Annotated in this window: 19 protein-coding genes; 7 read left to right on the forward strand and 12 right to left on the reverse strand. The window is 69.9% G+C overall.

Going from position 1 to position 23,915, the window contains the following annotated elements; translation table 11 throughout:
* Nucleotides 1-46: 46 nt before the first annotated feature.
* A complete protein-coding gene (locus QU602_RS13985; RefSeq protein ID WP_308797074.1) occupies nucleotides 47-907 on the forward strand; it encodes a DUF72 domain-containing protein in 861 nt (286 codons plus the stop codon).
* A gap of 240 nt (nucleotides 908-1,147) precedes the next feature.
* On the opposite strand, the gene QU602_RS13990 is transcribed toward QU602_RS13985, so the two are convergent.
* The 3 genes from QU602_RS13990 to QU602_RS14000 all read right to left on the reverse strand — a co-directional run bounded on the left by QU602_RS13990 (nucleotide 1,148) and on the right by QU602_RS14000 (nucleotide 5,335).
* Complete coding sequence (locus tag QU602_RS13990) at nucleotides 1,148-1,690, reverse strand: NUDIX hydrolase (RefSeq protein ID WP_308797075.1); 543 nt, start codon at nucleotides 1,688-1,690, stop codon at nucleotides 1,148-1,150.
* Entirely contained in the window at nucleotides 1,687-4,191 is a 2,505-nt protein-coding gene (locus tag QU602_RS13995; RefSeq protein ID WP_308797076.1) for an ATP-dependent helicase, read from the reverse strand. The genes QU602_RS13990 and QU602_RS13995 overlap by 4 nt, the downstream gene beginning before the upstream one ends.
* A 106-nt stretch (nucleotides 4,192-4,297) precedes the next feature.
* Nucleotides 4,298-5,335, reverse strand: a complete 1,038-nt coding sequence (locus QU602_RS14000) for a glycerophosphodiester phosphodiesterase family protein (protein ID WP_308797077.1) — start codon at nucleotides 5,333-5,335, stop codon at nucleotides 4,298-4,300.
* 161 nt (nucleotides 5,336-5,496) lie between these two features.
* Between QU602_RS14000 and QU602_RS14005 the strand changes: the two genes are divergently transcribed.
* Complete coding sequence (locus QU602_RS14005; RefSeq protein ID WP_308797078.1) at nucleotides 5,497-6,312, forward strand: Bax inhibitor-1/YccA family protein; 816 nt, start codon at nucleotides 5,497-5,499, stop codon at nucleotides 6,310-6,312.
* A 225-nt stretch (nucleotides 6,313-6,537) separates the two neighbouring features.
* Here the strand turns inward: QU602_RS14005 and QU602_RS14010 are convergent, their stop codons facing one another.
* From QU602_RS14010 to QU602_RS14020, 3 genes are all read right to left on the reverse strand, one after another.
* Nucleotides 6,538-7,950, reverse strand: a complete 1,413-nt coding sequence (locus QU602_RS14010; RefSeq protein ID WP_308797079.1) for an RNA polymerase sigma factor — start codon at nucleotides 7,948-7,950, stop codon at nucleotides 6,538-6,540.
* Between the two features lie 36 nt (nucleotides 7,951-7,986).
* Nucleotides 7,987-8,418, reverse strand: coding sequence for a YciI family protein (locus QU602_RS14015; protein WP_308797080.1), 432 nt, complete (start codon nucleotides 8,416-8,418; stop codon nucleotides 7,987-7,989).
* A 186-nt stretch (nucleotides 8,419-8,604) separates the two neighbouring features.
* Nucleotides 8,605-9,792 (reverse strand): NAD(P)/FAD-dependent oxidoreductase, encoded by a 1,188-nt coding sequence (locus tag QU602_RS14020; protein ID WP_308797081.1) that lies wholly within the window; start codon nucleotides 9,790-9,792, stop codon nucleotides 8,605-8,607.
* Between the two features lie 44 nt (nucleotides 9,793-9,836).
* On the opposite strand from QU602_RS14020, the gene QU602_RS14025 reads away from it, so the two are divergent.
* Entirely contained in the window at nucleotides 9,837-10,373 is a 537-nt protein-coding gene (locus QU602_RS14025; protein WP_308797082.1) for a TetR/AcrR family transcriptional regulator, read from the forward strand.
* 146 nt (nucleotides 10,374-10,519) lie between these two features.
* On the opposite strand, the gene guaA is transcribed toward QU602_RS14025, so the two are convergent.
* From guaA to QU602_RS14040, 3 genes are read right to left on the reverse strand one after another with little or no spacing between them, the layout of a single operon-like run.
* Nucleotides 10,520-12,100: a glutamine-hydrolyzing GMP synthase gene (gene guaA / locus QU602_RS14030; protein ID WP_308797083.1), complete on the reverse strand. Its 1,581-nt coding sequence runs from the start codon at nucleotides 12,098-12,100 to the stop codon at nucleotides 10,520-10,522.
* Nucleotides 12,097-12,585, reverse strand: coding sequence for a DUF3817 domain-containing protein (locus QU602_RS14035; RefSeq protein ID WP_308797084.1), 489 nt, complete (start codon nucleotides 12,583-12,585; stop codon nucleotides 12,097-12,099). The genes guaA and QU602_RS14035 overlap by 4 nt, the downstream gene beginning before the upstream one ends.
* A gap of 9 nt (nucleotides 12,586-12,594) precedes the next feature.
* Entirely contained in the window at nucleotides 12,595-13,383 is a 789-nt protein-coding gene (locus tag QU602_RS14040) for an SURF1 family protein (RefSeq protein WP_308800183.1), read from the reverse strand.
* 178 nt (nucleotides 13,384-13,561) lie between these two features.
* Here QU602_RS14040 and QU602_RS14045 point away from each other — a divergent pair, with 178 nt between their 5' ends.
* Nucleotides 13,562-15,397 (forward strand): LTA synthase family protein, encoded by a 1,836-nt coding sequence (locus tag QU602_RS14045; RefSeq protein WP_308797085.1) that lies wholly within the window; start codon nucleotides 13,562-13,564, stop codon nucleotides 15,395-15,397.
* 9 nt (nucleotides 15,398-15,406) lie between these two features.
* Here QU602_RS14045 and QU602_RS14050 read toward each other — a convergent pair whose 3' ends face one another.
* Together QU602_RS14050 and QU602_RS14055 are read right to left on the reverse strand one after the other, a co-directional pair.
* Nucleotides 15,407-17,137, reverse strand: coding sequence for a glycerol-3-phosphate dehydrogenase/oxidase (locus QU602_RS14050; RefSeq protein WP_308797086.1), 1,731 nt, complete (start codon nucleotides 17,135-17,137; stop codon nucleotides 15,407-15,409).
* Between the two features lie 220 nt (nucleotides 17,138-17,357).
* Entirely contained in the window at nucleotides 17,358-18,482 is a 1,125-nt protein-coding gene (locus tag QU602_RS14055) for a GuaB3 family IMP dehydrogenase-related protein (protein ID WP_308797087.1), read from the reverse strand.
* Between the two features lie 75 nt (nucleotides 18,483-18,557).
* On the opposite strand from QU602_RS14055, the gene QU602_RS14060 reads away from it, so the two are divergent.
* Nucleotides 18,558-19,721 (forward strand): MalY/PatB family protein, encoded by a 1,164-nt coding sequence (locus tag QU602_RS14060; protein ID WP_308797088.1) that lies wholly within the window; start codon nucleotides 18,558-18,560, stop codon nucleotides 19,719-19,721.
* Between the two features lie 44 nt (nucleotides 19,722-19,765).
* On the opposite strand, the gene guaB is transcribed toward QU602_RS14060, so the two are convergent.
* Nucleotides 19,766-21,268, reverse strand: a complete 1,503-nt coding sequence (guaB, locus tag QU602_RS14065) for an IMP dehydrogenase (protein ID WP_308797089.1) — start codon at nucleotides 21,266-21,268, stop codon at nucleotides 19,766-19,768.
* A 376-nt stretch (nucleotides 21,269-21,644) separates the two neighbouring features.
* Between guaB and QU602_RS14070 the strand changes: the two genes are divergently transcribed.
* Complete coding sequence (locus QU602_RS14070) at nucleotides 21,645-22,910, forward strand: branched-chain amino acid ABC transporter permease (RefSeq protein WP_373692824.1); 1,266 nt, start codon at nucleotides 21,645-21,647, stop codon at nucleotides 22,908-22,910.
* Nucleotides 22,911-22,919: 9 nt separating this feature from the next.
* The gene (locus QU602_RS14075) at nucleotides 22,920-23,900 is read left to right on the forward strand and encodes a branched-chain amino acid ABC transporter permease (protein ID WP_308797090.1); all 981 of its coding nucleotides are present in this window, start codon (nucleotides 22,920-22,922) and stop codon (nucleotides 23,898-23,900) included.
* Nucleotides 23,901-23,915 lie beyond the last annotated feature (15 nt).

Below are 23,915 nucleotides of genomic sequence, written 5' to 3' on the forward strand. Positions count from 1 at the left end.
TGCAACCCCTGGTCCGCCGGTCCACGGCGCTGCGAGACTGATGGGCATGTCGGATGCCTCGGCTGACGCGCCACTCGGCACCCCGCAGGCGCGCGCATTCGTGGGCATCTCGGGCTGGGTCTACCCGCGATGGCGCCGCGAGTTCTACCCGAAAGGCCTTCGGCAGGCAGACGAGCTGGCGTACGCCTCGGAGCGACTGTCGTCGATCGAGGTGAACGGCTCGTTCTACGCGCTGCAGAAGCCCGCGAGCTGGGAGCGATGGCGGGATGCCGTGCCGGACGCCTTCGTGTTCGCCGTGAAGGGCCCCCGGTTCGTCACGCACATCAAACGGCTTCGCGGAATCGAGGCACCGCTGGCCAACTTCTTCGCGAGCGGGGTGCTCGCGCTCGGCGGCAAGCTCGGCCCGGTGCTCTGGCAGCTGCCGCCGACGCTCGCGTTCGACGAGGGGCTGCTCGACGACTTCCTGGCACAGCTCCCCCGAACGCGAGCCGATGCGGCTGCGCTCGCGGCGGGCCACGACGAGCGCATGGAGGGACGGTCGTGGTTCGCCGTGGATCCCCACGACACGAGCCCGCAGCGGCACGCGGTCGAGGTGCGGCATCCGAGCTTCGAGACGGCGGCCTGGACCGACCTGCTCGCGCGGCACCGCGTCGCATCGGTCGTCGCCGACACCGCGGGCCGCTACCCCCGTCTGACCGCGACGACCGCCGACTTCGCGTATGCCCGCCTGCACGGCGAGGAGGAGCTGTACGCGTCGGGCTACGACGACGCCTCGCTCGACCGCTGGGCCGAGTGGGCGCACACGCACCGTGCGGCGGGCCGCGACGTCTACATCTACTTCGACAATGACGCCAAGGTGCGCGCCCCGTTCGACGCCATGGCCCTCATCGCCCGCCTCGCCGCATGACCCCGCCGCGATCGGCGGCATCCCGTGACGTGTGGGTGGCCACCGAACGTGGGTCCGCCACCGAACGTGGGCCCGCCACCGAACGTGGGTCCGCCACCGAACGTGGGTCCGCGGTGAATCGAGTGTCCGCCGGCGCCGAGTGGGTTGGAAGTCACCTTTTCCTGCGCGCCAACCCACTTTTCGACTTCCGACGCGATGGCAATCGGGCGCGCGGCGCGCGGCGAGGTCGGCCGAGCGCGTTCAGCGAACGCGACCGAGCGCGACCGCGGCGTACATGAGCGCGGCGACGGTCTCGCCGTCGGTGATCGCACCCCCGGCGATCATGCGCATGACCTCGGGCCACGGCACCGCGCGGGTCTCGGTGATGCCCTCTTCGGCCTGGCTCTCGCCCGCGTGCGCCCCTCGGCGCAGCCCCGTCGCGAGGTAGACGAACTCGGGCGCGCGCGCGATGCCGTTGAGGGCGTTCATGCGACCGATCGCCCGCCACTCCGCGGCCTCGTACCCGGTCTCCTCGAGGAGCTCGCGGCGCGCCGCCACGAGCGGGTCCTCGCCGTCGGTGCCACCCGCCGGAACCTCGACGGACGGCCCGACGGTGTGCCGGTCGATGGTGACGAGCAGCACCTCGTCGGCGTCGGTCATGGCGACCACGAACACCGCGGTGTGCTGCATCTCGACGACGCCGTACAGGCCGGCGCCCCCGTCGGGCTTCACGACCTGGTCCTCGACGACCCTGATCCAGCGGTTCTCGTAGGCCGTGCGCGTGGCGCGGATCGGCCAGGTCACAGTTTCTCGATCGGGGCGATCTTGATGAGCAGCTTCTTCGGCCCGGCCTGCGCGAAGTTCACGTGCGCGATGCGTTTCGCGCCTTCGCCCGTCACCTGGTTGACCCGGCCCTCGCCGAAGTCGGTGTGCCGGATCCGGTCGCCGGGCTCGAGGGTGAGGTCGCCGTTGTCGCGCACCTTGCCGGTGACCCGGTTGGGAGCGACCCGGTTCGCCCACTCGGTCTTGGCCCCCGCGTCCTTGGTCACGCTGAATCGCTCGAGATCGCGGCTGCGCGTGCCCCACGCGCCGCCCGAGCCGGACCCCGGTGCGCCGCCGCGCCTGGCGTTCAGGGCACGAGGCTGCGTGCCACCGCGACTCGTCGCCATGCCCGGCGACTGCTTCCAGTCGACGAGGTCTTCGGGGATCTCCTGGAGGTAGCGGCTCGGCATCGCCACCGCGACCTCACCGAACTGGGCGCGACTCATCGCGAGCGAGATGAACAGCCGCTGCCGGGCGCGGGTGATGCCGACATAGAACAACCGTCGCTCCTCTGCCGGGCCACCCGGCTCGGACGCCGACATCTGATGGGGCAGCAGTCCCTCTTCGAGGCCGGTGAGGAACACCGCGTGGTACTCGAGGCCCTTCGCCGTGTGCAGCGTCATGAGCGAGACGGTGCCGGATGCATCGTCGAGCTCGTCGGCCGCGGCGACCAGCGAGACCTGGGTGAGGAAGTCGACGAGCGTGGCCCCGGGATTCTCGCGATCGAAGTCGCGGGTCTGCCCGACGAGCTCTTCGACGTTCTCGGCGCGGGTCTCGTCTTGCGGGTCGCGGCTCCGGCGGAGCGTCTCGAGCAGCCCCGACTGCTCGACGAGGAAGACGAGGACGTCGGAGACCTTCGCGGCGCCCTCGTTCGTGCCGGCCTCGATCGCCGCCTGCGTCGGCACGAGCATGGCGGCCGCCTGGTCGAGCAGGTCGGCGAGCGCGGTGATCGCACCCGTCACCTTCGGCCCGAGCCCGAGCTCGCCGGCAGATCGCATCGCCTGCCGGAACGTCAGCTCGTTCTGCTCGGCGAACTGGGCGATCGCGGTCTCGGTCGCCGGCCCGATGCCGCGCTTCGGCGTGTTGAGGATGCGACGGAGCGCGAGCTCGTCGAGCGGGTTCGCGACCGCGATGAGGTACGCCATCGCGTCTTTGATCTCGGCACGCTCGTAGAACTTCGTGCCGCCGACCACGCGGTACGGCACGGCCGAGCGCACGAAGATCTCTTCCAGTGCACGCGTCTGCGCGTTCGTGCGGTAGAACACGGCGATGTCGCGGTAGGCCACGCCGGCGCGGTGCAGCGCCTCGATCTCGTCGGTGACGAACTGCGCCTCGTCGTGCGCGGTGTACCCGGTGTAGCCGACGATCTTCTCGCCGTCGCCGTCGGCCGTCCAGAGCTTCTTGTCTTTACGGTCGAAGTTGTTCGAGATGACCGCGTTCGCGGCGGACAGGATGTTCTGCGTGGACCGGTAGTTCTGCTCGAGCAGGACGACCTTCGCGCCCGGGAAGTCGCGTTCGAACTCGGAGATGTTGCGGATGTCGGCGCCGCGGAACGCGTAGATCGACTGGTCGGAGTCGCCGACGACCGTGAGCGAGGCGCCCGGGATCTCGCCCGCCTGGTCGACGAGGCCGCGGACGAGCACCCCGTGCGCGTCGAGCTCGTCGACGAGTGCTTTCGCGACGGGCCGCGTGAGCTCGCGGATGAGCGAGTACTGCGCGTGGTTCGTGTCCTGGTACTCGTCGACGAGGATGTGCCGGAAGCGACGCTGATACAGCGCCGCCACCTTCGGAAACGCACGGAAGAGGTACACCGTCTCGGCGATCAGGTCGTCGAAGTCGAGCGCGCTCGCATCGCGCAGCCGACGCGAGTACTGCCGGAAGATCTCGAGGAACATGACCTCTTGCGGGTCGTTCATGTTCGCGTTGCGCGCGTAGCTCTCGACGTCGGCGAGCTCGTTCTTGAGCTTGGAGATCTTCGCCTGCGCACTCGCGGGCGTGAAGCCCATGGTGTCGGCATCGAGGTCTTTGATGATGCGCTTCAGCACGGTGCGGGTGTCGGCCGAGTCGTAGATCGTGAACGTCGACGACAGGCCGATGGCCTCGGCCTCGCGGCGGAGGATGCGCACGCACGCGGAGTGGAACGTCGAGATCCACATGCCGGAGGCGCCCTCGCCGAGCAGCGCCTCGACGCGCTCGCGCATCTCGGCCGCGGCCTTGTTCGTGAAGGTGATCGCGAGGATCTGGCTCGGCCATGCCTCGCGGCTCTGGATGAGGCCGGCGATGCGGTGCGTGAGCACGCGGGTCTTGCCTGAGCCGGCGCCCGCGACGATGAGCAACGCCGGGCCGCGGTACTCGACCGCCTCGCGCTGCTGGGGATTGAGGCCCGCCGTCAGCGGGTTCTCGGAACGGTCGGCGCCGGCGGACGCGAGGTCGGGCGCCTCGCGCCAGCCGGCCGGGTCGTCGGGGTCGAGGATCAGGGTCATGTCGCCGTCAAGTGTAGGCGCGACCCCTGACACCCCGCTGGTCGAGGAGCGCAAGATCTCGACACCGACGCACGACGTCCCGATCCGCGTCCGTCCTCGTCGGTCGCTACTCGGCCAGCGACCGGGCGACGACCCCGAGGTCGGGATGGTCGAGGAAGAGCCCGTCGACCCCGGTCTCGATGATCTGCCGGAACTCACCGGGCCAGTCGCCGATCCCCGCCCGGGACGCGCCCCGCCGCCGCTCTGCCGCGAGGAAGCGGTTCTCGGGCCGCAGCGTCCACGTGTAGACCTCGAGCCCGGCCGAGTGCGCGGCGTCGACGAGCTCGGCGCCGACGAGCGGGCGATCAGCGTTCGGCTCGGTGCGTGGCGGCGCGAGGAGCCTCGCCTTTCCGACGCTCACGCCGTCGAACCGTCGGGCGAGGGAGAGCAACCCCGCCTCGGTGGCGAACCGGTCGAACCCCGGCGCTCCGCGCCCCTCGGCCGCGACGAGATCCCACGGCGCGCCGGCATCCTCGAGCAGGAACACGCGGCGCCCGCGCAGGCCGCGTTCGGCGAACCGGTCGAGCAGCGTCGGCTCGAACGACTCCATGATCAGACGGTCGTCGCCCGACCCCCACCCGGCCGCCTCGAGCTCGGCGGCGAAGAGGTCGTCGAGCGGCAGTCCGAGGCCCGCGAAGTGCGTGGCGTGCTTGAACTCGGCGACGAGCCGGAGCATCCGGCCCTGCTCGGCCGCGACGCGGTCGACGATCTCGAACAGGTCGCGCAACCGGATGACCGGATACCGGCCGTTGAAGCTCGCCGACAACGGACGCAACGCGCCCAGGCGCTCGGTTGCGCGCAGGGTCGCGAGCTCGGCCCAGGTGAAGTCCTCGGTGAACCAACCCGTCAGCGCGCGACCGTCGACCTCACGCGTGGTGCGGCGGCTCGCGAACTCGGGGCGGCCCGAGACATCCGTCGTGCCACTGATCTCGTTCTCGTGCCGCAGCACGAGCACGCCGTCGCGCGTCGCCACGAGGTCGGGCTCGACCGCGTCAGCGCCGAGCGCGAACGCGAGCTCGTAGGACGCCGTCGTGTGCTCGGGACGGTAGCCGGGCGCACCGCGGTGCCCGATGACGAGCGGATGCTCCGCGAAATCGCCCAGCATGTGGCCAGCGTAGCGAGCGGGAAGGTGGACGGACGGCGGAACACCGCGCGAACTCACGGCGTTGTCACGGATAATCCCGATAGGTTGGACGTAACGCGGACGCGATCGTCCGCTCGATTCCCCTCCACCCGACCAGTGCCGAAAGCAGAGGAACCACAGCAATGGCTCTCGACAACCCCGCCTTCTCCCGCAACAAGGCATTCTCCAGCAAGGGGGCGGTTGCCGCAGTGCCGGACGTCTCCGCAACCGAGCTGCAGGAGATGTACGACCGCCCCACGACGCCGAACGACCGCGAGGTCATGACCGTCGAGGACACGATCGCGAAGTCCGCGCTCTCCTTCGGAATCCTGCTCGCCGGCGCGGCCGTCGGCTGGTTCACCGCCAGCGCGATGCCGTGGCTCTGGATCGGCGCGGCGATCGTCGGGCTCGTGCTCGGCCTCGTCAACAGCTTCAAGCGTGAGCCCTCGCCCGCGCTCATCCTGATCTACGCCGCCGTGCAGGGCGTGTTCGTCGGCGCCATCTCGGCGTTCTTCGAGACCATGGTGCCCGGCATCGTGGGTCAGGCGGTCATCGCCACGCTCGTCGTGGTGGGCGTGACGCTGGCGCTCTTCGCCTCGGGCAAGATCCGCGCGTCGGCCAAGGCGACGAAGATCTTCCTGGTCGCGATGATCGGCTACGCCGTGTTCTCGCTCGTGAACTTCGGCCTGATGATCTTCGGCGGCACCGACAGCGCGTTCGGCCTCCGTAGCGAGCCGAGCTTCCTGTTCGGCATCCCGTGGGGTGTGCTCATCGGCATCTTCGTCGTGATCCTCGCCGCGTACTCGCTCGTGCTCGACTTCGACTTCATCCAGCAGGGTGTGAAGAACCGCGCGCCGCGCAAGTACGGCTGGACCGCCGCCTTCGGCATCATGGTCACGGTCATCTGGCTCTACCTCGAGATCCTGCGCATGCTCGCGATCATGCAGTCGAGCGACTGACGGATGTCTCGAACCTGAGTTCTGCACAAACGGGCCGCCCTCCGGGGCGGCCCGTTCTGTATTCCGCGGCGAACGCCGATCCCGTGCTCAGGAATCTCGAGCCGACACGCCGGAATCAGGCCGCTCACGCGCGGCGCGTCGCGCGTTCCTTCCTGAGCAAGGAGACCGCGTCGCGCGGCGGACCGCGGAGCGGGGTGAACGGCTTTCATCCCCGGCGGGCGGGCGTCAGACGGCGGGCCGCGCGGCCTTCGCGAGCAGCACCGCGCGCTCGCGCGCGTTCTCGGTGCGGCGCGCGGCCTCCTCGAACTCGGCGCGCGCCTCGTCGGTCCGCCCCAATCGGTCGAGGAGCTCGCCGCGCACGCTCGGCACGAGATGGGACATCCGCAGCCGCGGCTCATCGGCGAGGGCATCGACGAGCGCGAGCGCCTCAGCGGGCCCCGAGGCCATCGAGACCGCGACAGCGCGGTTGAGGTCGACGATCGGCGAGCGCGTGAGTCGCGACAGCGCGTCGTAGATCTGCACGATGGCCGCCCAGTCGGTGTCTTCGACGGTCGCCGCGACGTCGTGCTGTTCGGCGATCGCCGCCTGCAAGGCGTAGGCACCCCGTGGTGCGGCGGCCTCCTCGCCTGGCCCGGCAGGCCCGGCCACGCGGCCGTCGTCCTCGCCGCGCTGCACCGTCACGCGATCGCCCGCCGTCGCTCGATCGACCGTCGCCTGACCGCTCCTCGAGCGAGCGAGCGCCAGCTCGTCCGCGCGCGCGAGCGCGGCGCGCCCGCGCGTAATCGCTGAACGGTCCCAGCGCCGACGGTCCTGATCGGCGAGCAGGATCGGGTGCCCGTCGCGATCGAGCCTCGCGGGGAACCGGGCCGAGGTGAGCTCCATGAGCGCGATGAGCCCGTGCACCTCGGGCTCGCGCGGCACGAGGCCCGCGAGCACGCGCGCGAGTCGCAGGGCTTCGCGGCTGAGCTCCGGTCGCATCCAGTCGTCGCCCGAGCTCGCCGCGTAGCCCTCGTTGAAGATCAGGTAGAGCACGCCGAGCACGCCCGCGAGACGCCCGGCGAACTCGTCTCGCCCGGGGGTCTCGAACGGCACGTCGGCGTCGGCGAGCGCCTTCTTCGCCCGGACGATGCGTTGCTGCACCGTCGAGGTCGGTTTGAGCAGCGCCTTGGCGATCTCGTCGGTCGTGAGTCCGCCGACGACCCGCAGCGTCAGCGCCACCTGCGCCTCGCGCGAGAGCACCGGATGGCACGCGACGAACACGAGCCTGAGCACGTCGTCGTCGATCTGGTCGGGATCCCACGGCGCGGCCTCGGCCGCCAGCTGCTGCTCGGCCTCGAGGTCGTGCGCGATGGCCGCGATGCGCTCGTCGTAGCGCTCGCGGCGCCGCCACCCGTCGATCGCCTTGCGCTTCGCGACCGCGGTGAGCCACGCCCCGGGATTCGCGGGCACGCCCTGCTCGGGCCACTGCACGAGTGCGTCGGCGAGCGCATCCTGCGCGAGATCCTCGGCGAGCCCGAAGTCGCCGACCAGCCGGGTCAGCGTCGCGACGATGCGCGCGGACTCGATGCGCCAGACGGCGACGACGGCGCGCCGCGCGGACTCGTCGTCCGCGCGGCGCGTGGCCGTGGCATCCGTCATCTGGGAACCGAGCCGCCGATCAGGCCGGGGCCGCGGTCAGGACCGGGCCGCCCGCTCCTCCTGCTCGCGGCGCCAGCCCTCCTCCTTCTGGATCCATTCGTTGTCCTGCGGGAAGTCCTCGGGGCCGGTCACCCGGCGCACCTCGAGCTTGGCGCCCGGGCCGAGCGGGGCACGCTTGGCCCACTCGGCGGCCTCCTCCTTCGAGGCGACCTCGAGGATCCAGAAGCCGTTGAACAGCTCTTTGGTCTCCCCGTACGGGCCGTCGGTCACGAGCGGGGTCTCGCTCTCGAAGTCGACCACGAAGCCCTCGCTCGCGTCGCTGAGGCCCTCGCCGGCGAGCAGCACGCCCGCCTTCATCATCTCCTCGTTGTACCGGCCCATCGCCGCGATGACCTCGTTGAAGTCCAGCTCTTCGTAAGCTGCGACGGCTTCGTCGTTCGAGCGCATGATCAGCATGTACTTGCTCACGGTGATTCTCCTTCGTGATGGGGCCGCGTCTCGACCCTCTCATTCAGGACGTCGAACGGGAAGACGCGGGATCGACACGGTGCGGAAAAACTCTGAATCTCCACTTGTGCGGCGCGCCAGGTGTGCAGCGCCGCGCCAGCAGTGGTGGCGCGGCGCTGCACACCTGGCGCAGAGCGTGACCGAAGTTCAGCGGGCCGCGAGCGTCGACCGCTCTCGATCGGACGCAGCTCGACGACTCGAGGCGGTGGCGATCGAGACCGCACCAAGCGCGAGATCGCGAAGCGGTTGCGCCCGCTCGGCCGTTGCGACGCGCATGACCGTCGAGGAGGCTCGCGCCAGCCGGCGCGTGCGCCGACGGCGCGCCCGGTTGTATTCGGCGAGCGCAGTTTCGGTCGGATGCTCCGCGAGCAGCCGGGCCAACGTCACAGCGTCGACGATCGCCTCGCAGCCGCCGCGGCCGAGGTTCGGGGTCATCGCGTGCGCGGCGTCGCCGACGAGCACCCGCCGGTCACGTACGTAGGTCGGCAACGCCGGCGTCACCCAGATCCGTTGCGCGAGCGTGGTCTCTGGAGTGGCCGCGTCGAGGACCCTGCGGACGGCCGCTCCGGCCCCGCCGGTCGCGCGCACCCGCACCCGGGCCTCCTCGAGCGCGTCGGCCACGTCGACGTGCCTCGGCCCGAGCGAGGAGCGGAACGCCGTGAACCAGTTCGTGCCATCGCGGTGCGGCCCCATGCCGATCAGCTGTCCGCGCGCCCAGTACTCGCCCATGTCGGCTGGATCGATCGGCTCGGGGAGCACACCACGTACGGCGAGGAACGGCGTTTCGATCGCCGACGCCTGCTCGGGCCAGGTCTGTCGGCGCACGGCGCTGTGGACGCCGTCCGCGCCGACGACGATGGGCCGGTCGGCACCGGCGCCGCGAGCACCGGCGCCGTGGGCCACGGTGTCGTGGGCGAGTTCGTCGAGGTCGACCTCGTCGATGCGGCCGTGGACCCGGCGCACACCGGCCGGCACCGCGCCGTCGAGGGCGATCAGCAGGTCACGCCGGCCGACGAGCGGAGACGCCGGTACGTCGGATGCCACCGTCCGGCGGCCGTCCACGCGCCGGATCGGGAACCGCGTGACGTGCGGGCTGACGGCCGCGAGCTCGTCGAGGACGCCGAGCTCGTCGAGGGCGCGCTGCGCCTCCGGCCACATCGCGAGGCTCGTCGCGACATCGGGGAGCCGGGTCCGCGGCTCGACGATCGTGACGTCGAACCGGTGGGGATCGAGCGCGGCGGCGAGTGCGAGGCCGGCGATGCCTCCGCCGCCGATGACGATGGTGCGGCGAGTGCTCATGTCGCCGAGTCTACTACTTTTGTAGTGGTGGGTCACGACAAAAGTAGTGCCGGTCGTCGGGGCTCGATACACTCGCACGCATGCAGGATCGCCGCGCCCAGGTCGCCGACGCCGCGCTCGAGCTCGTCGCCGAGTCGGGCCTCAAGGCGCTCACGCATCGCGCCGTCGATCAGCGCGCTGGCGTCCCCATCGGCACGACCTCCAACTACCACCGCACGCGCGCGGCGCTCGTCGACGCCGTCATCGCGAAGCTCGAGGCGCGCGACCTCGCCGTGTGGGAGACCGACCGCGACACTCCCCCACCGGCCGACGCCGACGAGTTCGCCGACGCGCTCGCGAGGTACCTCGGCGTCTTCGCCGGCCCGCAGGCCGCGCTCACCCGGGCCCGCTTCGCCGTCTCGGTCGCCGAACCGGCCGCGGTCGCCGCCGCCCACGGGCGGTTCATGACCCTCGCCGAGCAGATGCTCACGCACGCGCAGATCGCCGACCCGGCCGAACGAGCCCGCTGGCTCGCCGACTACTGCGACGGCATGCTCTTCCACCAGGTCACCGCGAGGCGGGACGAGACGCTCGACCTCGCGCCGCACCGGCGCGCCATCCGCGCCCTGCTCGCCTGACCGCGCACCGACCGTGGCGGCCCGACGCCTCCGCGCCAGTTCTGCACCACCGCGCCAGCAATGCTGGCGCAACGCCGCAGAGCTGGCGCGGAGCGCCAGGGGTCGCTGGCTGTCGAGTCAGCGGACGGGAGACAGCGCCAGCCGCGTCACTCCCACTCGATGGTCCCGGGTGGCTTCGACGTGACGTCGAGCACGACCCGGTTGACCTCGGGCACCTCGTTGGTGATGCGGTTCGAGATGCGCGCGAGCACGTCGTACGGCAGACGCGTCCAGTCCGCGGTCATCGCGTCCTCGGACGACACCGGGCGCAGCACGATCGGGTGGCCGTACGTGCGACCGTCGCCCTGCACACCCACCGAGCGGACGTCGGCGAGCAGCACGACCGGGCACTGCCAGATCTCCTGATCGAGGCCCGCCGCGGTCAGCTCCTCGCGCGCGATGGCGTCGGCCTCGCGGAGCAGAGCGAGACGATCACGGGTGACCTCGCCCACGATGCGGATGCCGAGGCCTGGCCCCGGAAACGGCTGACGGCCGACGATGCCCTCGGGCAGGCCGAGCTCGCGGCCGATGGCGCGCACCTCGTCCTTGAACAGCGTGCGCAGCGGTTCGACGAGCGCGAACTGCAGGTCTTCGGGGAGCCCGCCGACATTGTGGTGGCTCTTGATGTTCGCGGTGCCCGTGCCGCCGCCCGACTCGACGACGTCGGGGTAGAGCGTGCCCTGCACGAGGAATCTGATCGGCTCGCCCTCGGCCGCGGCCTCGGCGATCAGGTCGCGCTCGGCCTGCTCGAACGCCCGGATGAACTCGCGGCCGATGATCTTACGCTTCTGCTCGGGGTCTGACACGCCTGCGAGGGCATCGAGGAACGTGTCGGCGGCATCGACAGTCACGAGGTTGACGCCGGTGGCCGCGACGTAGTCCTCCTGCACCTGCTCGCGCTCACCCTTGCGGAGCAGCCCGTGGTCGACGAAGACCGCGGTGAGCTGGTCGCCGACGGCCTCCTGCACGAGCGCGGTCGAGACCGCGGAGTCCACGCCGCCCGAGAGTGCCGAGATGACGCGCGCCGAACCGACCTGTTCGCGGATGCGCGCGACCTGCTCGGCGATGACGTTGCCCGCGTTCCAGTCGGCGGGGATGCCCGCGGCACGGTGCAGGAAGTTCTCGATGACCGCCTGTCCGAACGGCGAATGCTTCACCTCGGGGTGCCATTGCACGCCGTAGAAGCCGCGCTCGTCGTTCGCGAACGCCGCGACCGGCGTCGCCGCGGTCGACGCGAGCACCTGGAACCCCTCGGGGGCCCGGGCGACCGAGTCGCCGTGGCTCATCCACACCGTCTGCGCCGACGGCTGCCCCCCGACGAGCGCGTTGCCGTCGTCGGTGCGCACCGTCACGTCGGTCGAGCCGTACTCGCGCTGGCCCGTGTGCGCCACCTCGCCGCCGAGCTGCTGCGCCATGACCTGGAACCCGTAGCAGATGCCGAGCGTCGGCACGCCGAGCTCGAGGATGCCGGGGTCGAGCGCCGGCGCGCCCTCCTCGTAGACCGAACTCGGCCCACCCGAGAGGACGATGCCGACCGGGTTGAGTGCCCGCACCTCTTCGGCCGTGACGGTGTGCGGCACGATCTCCGAGTAGACGGATGCCTCGCGCACACGCCGCGCGATGAGCTGCGCGTACTGTGCACCGAAGTCGACGACGAGGACGGGACGCTGCTCGGTCTCGCTGCTCACTGGGCGGCCTCCATGGGCTCGGAATCGCTGGGTCTGGAATCGACGGATGCCTCGGCGGCACGTTGCGCGAGGTACGCCTTGACCTCACGGCCGATGCGGACCTCGAGGAAGAACGAGAGGAACGGGATGATCCCGCCGCTCGCGAGGAGCAGGAACTTCCAGAACGGCCAGCGCATGATGCTCCAGAGCCGGAAGTTGCTGAACAGGTAGACCACGTAGAACCAGCCGTGCGCGATCAGGATGCCGGTCGAGAGGTTCACGCCGACGCCGGTCGACTCGAGCCCTTCGGCGGTCTCGATCATCGGCTGGAAGGAAAGGAACCCGCCCGGGCCGAAGCCGTACAGCTCGAGATGCCAGATGTACTTCAGCAGCATCTCGGCGGTGAGCAGCAGCAGCATCACACCGGTGACCACCGAGGCGACCTGGTAGAACCGCAGCGCCCCGCGAATGCGCGGCAGATCGGCGAGTTTCGGCTCGAGGGGCATGGGTCCAGTCTACGTGCCGCTCGATGCGGCCACGTCCTTCGCCCGCTCGGCCTCCGCCTGCTTCTCCTGCTCGCGTTCGACCGCGTCGCGCACGAGCCGGTACCAGAGGTAGACCGCGAATCCGGCGAAGAGCGCCCACTCGACCGCGTAGAAGATGTTCAGCCAGTTCACCTCGACGGCCTGCTCGGGCGGCGGAGAGGAGATCGCGGTCAGGCCGTCGGCGGGATCGGCGGCGGTGACGTACCCGAAGTACACGGGACGGTCGTCGTAGTCGGCCCAGACGTTGATGAGCTGCGCAACCGCGACGGTCTTCATCGCGTACACGTCGGCGTCGTCTTCCGGAAGCATGGGCGCCTCGCTCGGCAGGAACCGGCCGGTCAAGGTGATCGGGTCCGGTCCGGCGAGCGCGTCGAACCGCTCGAGCGCCGCCTCGGCTTCGTCGCGGTGGGCCGCCCAGCCCAGCGCGACGGGCAGACCGCCCTCCGCTCCATCCGTCACCTCGAGGTGCGCGACCACCCACGTGCCGGCGACCCCATCATTCAGTCGCCCGTCGACCAGCACCGTGTCGCCGGGGATGAACACGCCCGTGAGCTCGACCATCTGCCCGGTCGCCGACTGCGGCGTCGGGGCGTTCGGCTCGACGAAACCGGCGAACGATCGCACGTCCTCGGTCGGCGCGACCTCGACCGAGGCCTGCTCGACCGCGCGTTCGATCTGCCACTGCCCGAGGGCCGCGAAGGCGGCAGCTATCCCGAGGGCGAGCAGCAGCGCGAGCACCCAACGCGGGCGCAGCATCATGCGGAGCACCCCGCCAGCCTAACGACCCTCGCCTGCGGAGCCGCTGGGGGCGGCGCGGTGCTCACACCGCTCGACCACGACGACCGGCCGTTCATTTCGCCATCACCGGCGGTTCACTTAGGATCGTCGTGCCCCTTCTCCCCCCGTGGGGGCCCGAACCCGACTCTGGTTTCCCTCCATGATCCTCATTTCCGGCGCCCTGTTCGTGCTCCTCCTGCGCCGCACGATGCTCCCGATCGAGCGAGTGGCAGCCCGCGTCTTCGCCGCCGCCCTCCTCGCCGCCTATCACCTCGTCGTCGCCGCGCTGATCGCGTTCCGCGCGGGAATCGACGTCGGCTGGGCGGAGCTGGCCGGCATCGGGTTCTTTCCGATCCCGGTCCTGTTCGCGACGGGCATCGCGACGGCCACGGCCGCCGCGGTGGCCGCACTCGCGCACCTCGTCGTCGTCCGACTGCGCGCGCCGGACGAGCCGATACGCCTTTCACCGTCGACGATCGCGGCCTCCATCGTCTCGAGCGTCCTCGTCTTTGCCGGCGCCTTCGCCGCCGTCCTTGCCGAGTGGGCGACGACCTCGTTCGCGAGCGTCGGCGTCGCGGAGATGCTCTACACCCTCAGCCAGCCCCTCACCGGCTCGGACCCCGAACAGATCAAGGGCTTCCTCGTCGGTCCCCTGCTGACGGCTGTGGTGTGGACGCTCACCGCGTTGCTCGCGTTCTGGGTCATGGCGATCGCCGTCGCGCGCATCCCACGCGGCCGTCGAGCATCCCGGGCGCCGCGTGCGGCCACCCTTTGGCTCGCCATGCTGACGGCGGGCATCGTGACGCTGGGTGCCGGCGTCGCCACGGGCGCGCGGACGATCGGCGCCGATGAGATCCGCGCGTACTTCTTCGAGACCACGGAGCTGTTCGACGAACACTATGTCGATCCGGCGAGCACGAACGTCGTCTTTCCCGACGAGAAGCGCAACCTCGTCTACATCTACCTCGAGTCGATGGAGTCGACGTACTTGTCCAGGGAGCTGGGCGGCGTGGAGCCGGAGAACCTCCTGCCGAATCTGAGCGCACTCGCTGAGGTCGGCACGAACTTCTCGAACTCCGACCTGCTCGGCGGCGCCGTTCAGGTGCCGGGCGTCGGCTTCACCATCGGCGCCATGGTCGCGCAGACCGCCGGCATCCCGCTCACCGTCACCGGCGAGTACAGCGAGAACGAGTACGGGCAGACCACCCGGTTCATGCCCGGGGCGGTTTCACTCGGAGATCTGCTCGAGCGCGAGGGGTACCGCCAGACGCTGCTCATCGGCTCGGACGGTGAGTTCGGCGGCCGCACCCGATACTTCACGCAGCACGGCGACTATGAGATCCGCGACCACGCATATGCGATCGAGAACGGGTGGATCCCCGAGGACTACTCCCTGTGGTGGGGCTACGAGGACGCTCGCCTCTTCTCGTTTGCGACCGAGACGCTCACGGAGCTGGCCGAGGGCGACGAGCCGTTCAACTTCACGATGCTCACCGCCGACACCCACTTCCCGTCCGGGTTGATGACCGATGAGACGCCCGAGCTCTTCCCTCGCCAGTACAGCAACGTGATCCACTACTCGGATGCGATGGTCGGCGCATTCGTCTCGTGGATCCAGGAGCAGCCGTGGGCCGAGAACACGACGATCGTGATCGCCGGGGACCACCTGAGCATGGACACCGAGTACTTCCTCGATCTGCCCGACGAGTACGAACGCACGGTGTACAACGTGTTCCTGAACAGTGCCGCGGCACCGATCTCGACGACGCAGCGCACCTTCACGACCATGGACCTGTTCCCCTCGACACTGCGCGCGCTCGGCGCGCAGTTCGACGGGGATCGCCTCGGCCTCGGCACCGACCTCTTCTCCGCCACGCCGACGCTCGCCGAACAGCTGACCATCGAGCAGTTCTCCACCGAGCTCACCCGGCGCTCGCCGTTCTACCAGTCGCACATCATGCAGGGCTCGGACCGCGTGTCGGAGGTCGCGGGATAGGACGCTCGCTCAGTCGACCGTGACGATGTCGGGCGCCGCGAGCCGGACCCGGTCGGCGGACTCGTCGTCGGGCTGCTGCTGCGACGCCCGCTCGGCCTCGACCCGCTGCAGGTACCGCTCGACCTCGAGCTGCTCGCGCGCCTCGTCCCAGCCCAGCACGCCGGCCATGAGCTTCGCAGCGACGGGAGCCGCGGACACCCCTCGGTCCCAGGTCTCGATCGAGATGCGGGTGCGCCGGGCGAGCACGTCGTCGAGATGCAGCGCGCCCTCGTGCGACGCCGCATACACGACCTCTGCGGCGAGGTAGTCGTCGGCACCGGGCAGCGGCTCCCCCAGTGCGGGATCGCTGCGGATGAGATCGAGCAGCTCGTCGGTCATCGTGCCGTACCGGTTCAGCAGGTGCTCGATGCGAACCTTGTGCACGCCGAACGCACGCGCGATCTTGCCACGCTTGTTCCAGGCGGCCTGGTAACCCTCTGCGCCCAGCAGCGGGATGTCCTGCGTCGTCGAGACCGGCGTCTTGCCGTCCAGCGCATCGGCGGCCGCGTCGATCGCGTCCTTCGCCATGATCCGGTAGGTGGTCCATTTGCCACCCGCGACCACGACGAGCCCGGGCACGGTGTGCGCGACGATGTGCTCGCGCGACAGCTTCGACGTCTGCTCGCTCTCACCCGCGAGCAACGGGCGCAGGCCGGCGAAGACGCCCTCGACGTCTTCACGGGTCAGCGGCACGCGCAGCACTGCGTTCACGTGCTCGAGCAGATAGTCGATATCGGCCGCGGTGGCGGCCGGGTGCGCCTTGTCGAGGTGCCAGTCGGTGTCGGTCGTGCCGATGAGCCAGTGCCGCCCCCACGGGATGATGAACAGCACGCTCTTCTCGGTGCGGAAGATCATGCCCATCGAAGACTGGATCCGGTCCTTCGGCACGACGAGGTGGATGCCCTTTGACGCGCGCACATGGAACGTGCCCCGCTCGCCCACCATGCGCTGGGTGTCGTCGGTCCAGACGCCGGTCGCGTTCACGACCTGCTTGGCCCGCACCTCGAACCGCTCGCCGGTCTGCAGGTCGTGCGCCGTGACGCCGACCACCCGCTCGCCGACCTTGACGAAGCCCTCGACCTTGACGCGGCTCGCGACATGGGCGCCGTAGAACGACGCCGTGCGCGCGAGACTCGCGACGTACCGCGCGTCGTCGACCTGCGCGTCGTAGTAGGTGGCGCCGCCGATGAGTGCGCTCGGCGAGAGCGACGGGATCGCGCGCATCACTTGCGTCTTCGAGAGGTGGCGGTGGTGCGGGACCCCGGGCGGGCGACCGCCCGTGTAGCTGAAGATGTCGTAGAGCAGCATGCCCGCGCCGATGTAGAGCCGCTCGAACACCCGCTTCTGCAGCGGGTAGAGGAATCGCACCGGCTTCACGAGGTGCGGCGCGATGCGCTGCAGCAGGAGGCCGCGCTCGATGAGCGCCTCGCGGACGAGGCGGAAGTCGAGCTGCTCGAGATAGCGGATGCCTCCGTGCACGAGCTTCGACGAGCGGCTCGACGTGCCGGACGCCCAGTCGCGCGCCTCGAGGAGACCGGTCGAGAGCCCCCGGGTGACCGCATCGAGCGCAGCCCCGGTGCCGACGATGCCGCCGCCGACCACGAGGATGTCGAGCTCTTTCTCTTTGAGCCGCGCGATGGCGGCCTCACGCTCCTCCGGCCCGAGCTTGGTCGATCGTGTCACCGAGTTGCTCTTCGCCATCGTCGCTCCCCAATCGTGCGACGCACGGCTGCGCCGCTCACCCTTCACGCTACCCGGTCGTCATGGGCGAGGGAACGGGTTGCCGAGCACCACCCGGGTCGAGTAGCGATGCACATCGAGCCGTTCGTGCCGGAAGGCGGTCAGGCAGGATGAGGAAGAGTACGGAAAGCAGCGGCTTCAGCTCAGCGACCCGGGAGGACCTCATTCGAGTCCAGCGGGATCATGCGCCCTGGTAGGGCGCGACGACGACCTCGACGCGCTGGAACTCCTTGAGGTCGGAGTAGCCGGTCGTGGCCATCGACTTGCGCAGGGCTCCGATGAGGTTCGCCGCTCCATCGGGGTTCAGGGACGGGCCGTAGAGGATCTCCTCGAGCGGCGCGACCTGCCCGACCTGCACGCGCTGGCCGCGCGGGAGCTTGGGGTGGTGCGCCTCGGCGCCCCAGTGCCAGCCGCCGCCCGGGGCATCCGTCGCGCGCGCGAGCGCCGCACCCAGCATGACCGCGTCGGCGCCGCACGCGACCGCCTTCACGATGTCACCCGACGCGCCGACACCGCCGTCGGCGATGACGTGCACGTACCGCCCGCCCGACTCGTCGAGGTAGTCACGACGTGCGCCCGCGACATCCGCCACCGCCGTCGCCATCGGCGCGTGGATGCCGAGCGACGCACGCGTCGTCGAGGCGGCGCCGCCGCCGAAGCCGACGAGCACACCCGCCGCCCCCGTGCGCATGAGATGCAGGGCCGCGGTGTACGTCGCCGCGCCGCCCACGATGACCGGCACGTCGAGCTCGTAGATGAACTTCTTGAGGTTGAGGGGCTCGACGTTCTTCGCGACGTGCTCGGCGGAGACCGTCGTGCCGCGGATCACGAAGAGGTCGACGCCCGCGGCGACGACCGTCTCGTAGAGCTCCTGCGTGCGCTGCGGCGAGAGCGCGCCGGCGACGGTGACCCCTGACGCGCGGATCTCGGCGAGCCGCTGCGTGACCAGCTCGGGCTTGATGGGCTCCGAGTAGAGCTCCTGCATGCGCGCGGTCGCGCGCTCGGCAGGCAGGTTGCGGATCTCGGCGAGCGCGGGCTCGGGGTCCTCGTAGCGGGTCCAGAGGCCCTCGAGGTCGAGCACGCCCAGGCCGCCGAGGCGGCCCATCATGATCGCCGTCGTGGGCGAGACCACCGAGTCCATCGGCGCAGCCAGGAATGGGATGTCGAACTGGTAGGCGTCGATCGACCACCCCACCGAGACGTCTTCGGGGTCGCGCGTGCGCCGGCTCGGCACGATGGCGATGTCATCGAACGCGTAGACACGGCGGCCACGCTTCGAACGGCCGATCTCGATCTCCTGAGTCACCGTGACAGCCTACCGAACCCCTTCCCGCACCCGGTCTCCCGCTCCGAGGAGGACGGACGCTGGCAGGATGGAGCCATGCAGCGCGTGCCGGCCGACCCGATCGATGAGCTCCGTCGTCGCACGAGCGCGAAGTGGCGGCTCTATCCCGACGACGTGCTCCCGCTGCCGGTGGCCGAGATGGACTATCCGCTGGCCGAACCGATCGCCGAAGCCCTGCACGCCGCGATCCGGCGTTCAGACACCGGGTACGCGTCCGGCGGCGAACCGGTCGCTGAGGCGTTCGCCGAGTTCGCGACGGCTCGGCTCGGCTGGGCGGTCGACCCGGCCAGGGTGACGACGACCGCCGACGTGAGCATGGGCATCGTCGAGGTGCTGCGTCAGACGATCTCCCCCGGTGAAGAGGTGATCATCACACCGCCGATCTACCCGCCGTTCTTCGATCTCGTCACCGAGGCCGGAGGTCGCGTGGCCGAGGTGCCGATGGCCGGTGGCCTCGACGAGGGCTGGTCGCTGGACCTCACCGGCATCGAGGCGGCCTTCGCCCGCGGCGCCCGCGCGATCGTGCTCTGCAACCCGCACAACCCGACCGGTCTCGTGCATGACGCCGCAACCCTCGCTGCACTCGCGGACCTCGCGGCACGATTCCGGGCGACTGTGGTGAGCGACGAGGTGCACGGGCCGCTCTCCCAGCCGGCCACCCCCTACGTGCCCTTCCTCACGGTCTCCGACGCGGCGCGCGAGCACGGTGTCGCGGTCACGGGCGCCACCAAGGCGTTCAACATCGCAGGGTTGAAGGCCGCGGTCATCGTCACCGCGAGCGAGCGCGGCGACCGAGTGCGCGACGCGATGCCGCAGGAGGTCGGCTGGCGCATGAGCCAGTTCGGGTCCATTGCGAGCGTCGCCGCCTTCCGGCACGGCGGCCCGTGGCTCGACGGCGTGCTCGCGAGCCTCGACGACAACCGTCGTCTGCTCGCCGAGCTGCTCGCGGACGAGCTGCCCGGCGCCCGCTTTCGCGTGCCCGACGCGAGCTATCTCGCCTGGCTCGACCTGCGCGCGCTCGGCTGGGGCGACGACCCCGCGGCGTACGCGCTCGAACACGCACGGGTCGCGCTGGCGTCGGGGCCTGACTTCGGCACCCAGGGCCGGGGCTTCGCGCGGCTCAACTTCGCGTGCTCGCCCGAGGTGCTCGGCGAGGCGATCACCCGGATCGCGGACGCGCGCGACTCATCGATCGGCTAGGAGCCCCGGCGCGCCGTCGCGCGCGTCCTCGACCCGCGAGCGGGTCACCTCGTGTAGTTCGGCGCCTCGACGACGATCTGCACGTCGTGCGGGTGCGACTCCTTGAGCCCGGCGGGCGTGATGCGCACGAACCGGCCCTTGGTCTTCAGCTCGGCGATCGTGCGCGCGCCGACGTAGAACATCGACTGCCGCAGCCCGCCGATGAGCTGGTACGCGACCGCCGAGAGCGGGCCACGGAACGGGACCTGGCCTTCGATGCCCTCGGGGATGAGCTTGTCGTCGTTCGGCACATCGGCCTGGAAGTAGCGGTCCTTCGAATACGACGTCTTCTTGCCGCGGGTCTGCAGCGCCCCGAGCGAACCCATGCCCCGATACGTCTTGAACTGCTTGCCGTTCTGGAAGACCAGCTCGCCCGGGCTCTCGGCGGTGCCCGCGAGCAACGAGCCCAGCATGACGGTGTCGGCGCCGGCCACGAGCGCCTTGGCGATGTCGCCCGAATACTGCAGTCCGCCGTCGGCGATGAGTGGCACACCTGCGGGCCGGGTCGCCTTCGACGCCTCGTACACGGCGGTGACCTGGGGCACGCCGACGCCGGCGACGACCCTGGTCGTGCAGATGGAGCCCGGCCCGACGCCCACCTTGACGGCATCGGCCCCCGCGTCGACCAGTGCCTTCGCGCCCTCGTAGGTGGCGACGTTGCCGCCGATCACGTCGACATGGGCGAAGCTCGGGTCGGCCTTGAGCCGGCGGATGACGTCGAGCACGCCGGCGGACTCGCCGTTCGCCGTGTCGACCACGAGCACGTCGACGCCCGCGTCGCGCAGCGCCTCGGCACGCTCCCACGCGTCTCCGAAGAAGCCCATGGCCGCGCCGACGCGCAACCGTCCCTCGGCGTCCTTCGTCGCATTGGGGTACTGCTCGGACTTGTCGAAGTCCTTGACCGTGATGAGCCCGGTCAGTTTGCCGGCCTCGTCGACGAGAGGCAGCTTCTCGACCTTGTGCTGGGCGAAGATCGCGAGCGCCTCGTCGGGGTTCATGCCAACGCGGCCCGTGATGAGCGGCGCCTTGGTCATGACGTCGCTGACCTTGGTCGACGACTTCTCGAAGTCGGAGACGAAGCGCATGTCGCGGTTCGTGATGATGCCGACGAGCACGCCGGCGTCGTCGATGACGGGCAGGCCGCTCACCCGGTAGGTCGCACACAGCTCGTCGACTTCGGCGACGGATGCCTCGGGCGAGGTCGTGACCGGATTGGAGACCATGCCCGATTCGGAGCGCTTGACGCGGTCGACCATCTCGGCCTGGTCCGCGATCGACAGGTTGCGGTGCAGGATGCCGATGCCGCCCTGGCGGGCCATCGCGATCGCCATGCGCGCCTCGGTCACGGTGTCCATCGCGGCCGAGAGCAGCGGGGTCGCGACCGTGATGCGCCGGGTGAGGCGCGAACTCGTGTCGGCCTCGCTCGGGATCACATCGGTGTGCCCGGGCAGGAGCAGGACGTCGTCGTACGTGAGCCCCGTGAAACCGAAGGGGTCGTGCTGGTCCATCGGGCGCGCCTTTCGCTGTTCAATAGGTGCCGGCCGTGTATCGGCATCGAGATCCACCGGTCACTGGCCTGGTCGGCCGTCCGGTGTGTACCGATTGTAATCCGGCGGAGCGCCCGGTTATTCCCGCGCGCACGTTCGGGCGCGCGGGTGCGGACACACCTCGCGCCCGAGGCATCCGCCCCGCCCATGTTCACGATTCGGATGCGTTTGCCGCAGAGGCGGCACCTGAAACACGGGCGACACACTACGCTCATATGGTCTCCCTCACGGCCGACGGGACCGACGTCAGGCCGTGGTGTCCCGACCTGGAGGTTTCGTGAGATCCCCATCCCCTGCATACGCGTCCCCACCGGGACGCGTACCGAGGCTGATCGCCGTGTTCTTCGCGGCGATCGCCGCCGTTCTCGGAATGCTTGCGCTGACGGCCGGACCGGCCTTCGCCGCCGAGGACGATCCCTATCGCATCAGCGGCAACGTCCAACTCGACGGCCAGCCGCTCGAAGGCGTGGTCCTCGTCGTCGATGGCCCGGGGGGTGAACAAGAAGCCACCACCGACGCCAACGGGCAGTGGCGGGTCGGCGTGCCCGAGCGCGACGACTACACCGTCACACTCGACGAGTCGACCCTCCCCGAGGGCATCGCCGTGGTCGACCCAGAAGACGAGAGCCCGAACGAGAAAGAGGTCACGGTCGGCGCCGGAGGGCGCGTGACGGTGAACTTCTTCATCGGCGAGGGCGAGCGCAACGTCACGAGCGTGTGGGACCAGTTCCTGCAGCGCACCGTGCAGGGCCTCAACTTCGGTCTGATGCTCGGGCTCGCCGCCGTCGGCCTCTCGCTCGTGTTCGGCACGACCGGCATCTCGAACTTCGCGCACGGTGAGATGGTGACCTTCGGCGCGGTGGCGGCCTCGTTCCTCGTGAGCGCGGCCTCACTCTCGCTGCCGCTCTGGATCGGCCTGCCCCTTGCGGTCGTGGTGAGCGCGCTGTTCGGGCTGATACTCGACGTCATACTCTGGCGACCATTGAGACGCAAACGCGTCGGGGTCGTGCAGCTCATGATCGTGAGCATCGGCCTCTCGCTCGCGCTGCGGTACATCTACCAGTTCTTCATCGGCGGCGGCACGACGCAGCTGCCGTACGCGACTGTTCCGAAGATCCCCTTCGGGCCGATCCAGCTGAGCGTCATCGACATCGCCTCCATCGTGATCTCGATCCTTGTGATCGTGGGCTTCGCGCTCTGGCTGACGTATTCGCGACTCGGCAAGGCCACCCGCGCGATCAGCGACAACTCGTCGCTCGCGTCCGCATCGGGCATCGACGTCGACCACGTCGTACGCATCGTCTGGATCGTCGCGGCCGGCCTCGCCGGCCTCGCCGGCGTGCTGTACGCGTACTACCGGCCCGGCATCAAGTGGGACATGGGAGCCCAGATCCTGCTGCTCATGTTCGCGGCGGTGACCCTCGGCGGTCTCGGCACCGCGTTCGGCGCCCTCATCGGCTCGCTCATCGTTGGCGTGCTGGTGGAGGTCTCCGGACTCTGGATCCCGGACGACCTCAGGTACGCGGGCGCGCTCGTGATCCTCATCGTCATCCTGCTGTTCCGGCCTCAGGGAATCCTCGGCCGGCGAGAGAGAATCGGATAAGGCACGGACATGGACTGGCTCCAGATTTTCTCGAACTCGCTGTCGTCGATTCTCAGCCCGGCGACCATCGGCTACGCCCTTGCCGCGCTCGGCCTCGCCGTGCACTTCGGCTACGCCGGCCTGCTCAACATGGGTATCGCCGGCTTCATGGCCATCGGCGCCTACGGCTACGCCATCTCGACGCTGTCCTTCGGCTTCCCCTGGTGGCTTGCGGCGATCACCGGCCTCGTGGCCTCGGCGGTCTTCGCGCTCATCCTCGGTGTGCCGACGCTGCGATTGCGTGGCGACTATCTGGCGATCGTGACCATCGCGGCCGCCGAGGTCGTGAGGCTGCTGTTCCTGACGACGGCCTTCGAAGAGGTCACCGGCTCGGCCGACGGCCTCGCCGGCTACCAGGGCGACTTCCGCAACGCCAACCCGCTCCCCGACGGCTCGTACGGGCTCGGGCCATGGACGTACACCTCCACCGAGTGGTGGGTGCGGATCATGGGTCTCGTGACCCTCGCGATCGCCGTGCTCGTCGTGTGGATGCTCATGCGCAGCCCATGGGGCCGCGTGCTGAAAGGCATCCGCGAAGACGAGGACGCGGTGCGTGCGCTCGGCAAGAACGCCTTCGCCTACAAGATGCAGGCCCTCGTGCTGGGCGGTGTGCTCGCCGCGGCGGGCGGCATCGTCTACGCGCTCGAACGCGCGGCGAGCCCGGGCGTGTACGTCACGTCGCTGACGTTCTTCGTCTGGACGGCCTTGCTGCTCGGCGGTGCCGCGACGGTCTTCGGTCCGTTGCTCGGCTCGCTGATCTTCTGGTTCATCCAGACGTTCCTCAGCAACTTCCTGCCCGCACTCGTGCAGGCAGGGGTGCTGCCCTTCATGACGCAGATCCAAGCGGGAACGCTGCGCTTCATCCTCGTCGGTGTCGCGCTGATGCTGCTCGTCATATTCATGCCACAGGGCATCCTGGGCAATAAGAAGGAGCTGACCTTTGTCAAGTGAGACTCCGGCTCCAGA

Source organism: Agromyces protaetiae (genome assembly GCF_030866785.1).
Taxonomy (GTDB): Bacteria; Actinomycetota; Actinomycetes; order Actinomycetales; family Microbacteriaceae; genus Agromyces; species Agromyces silvae.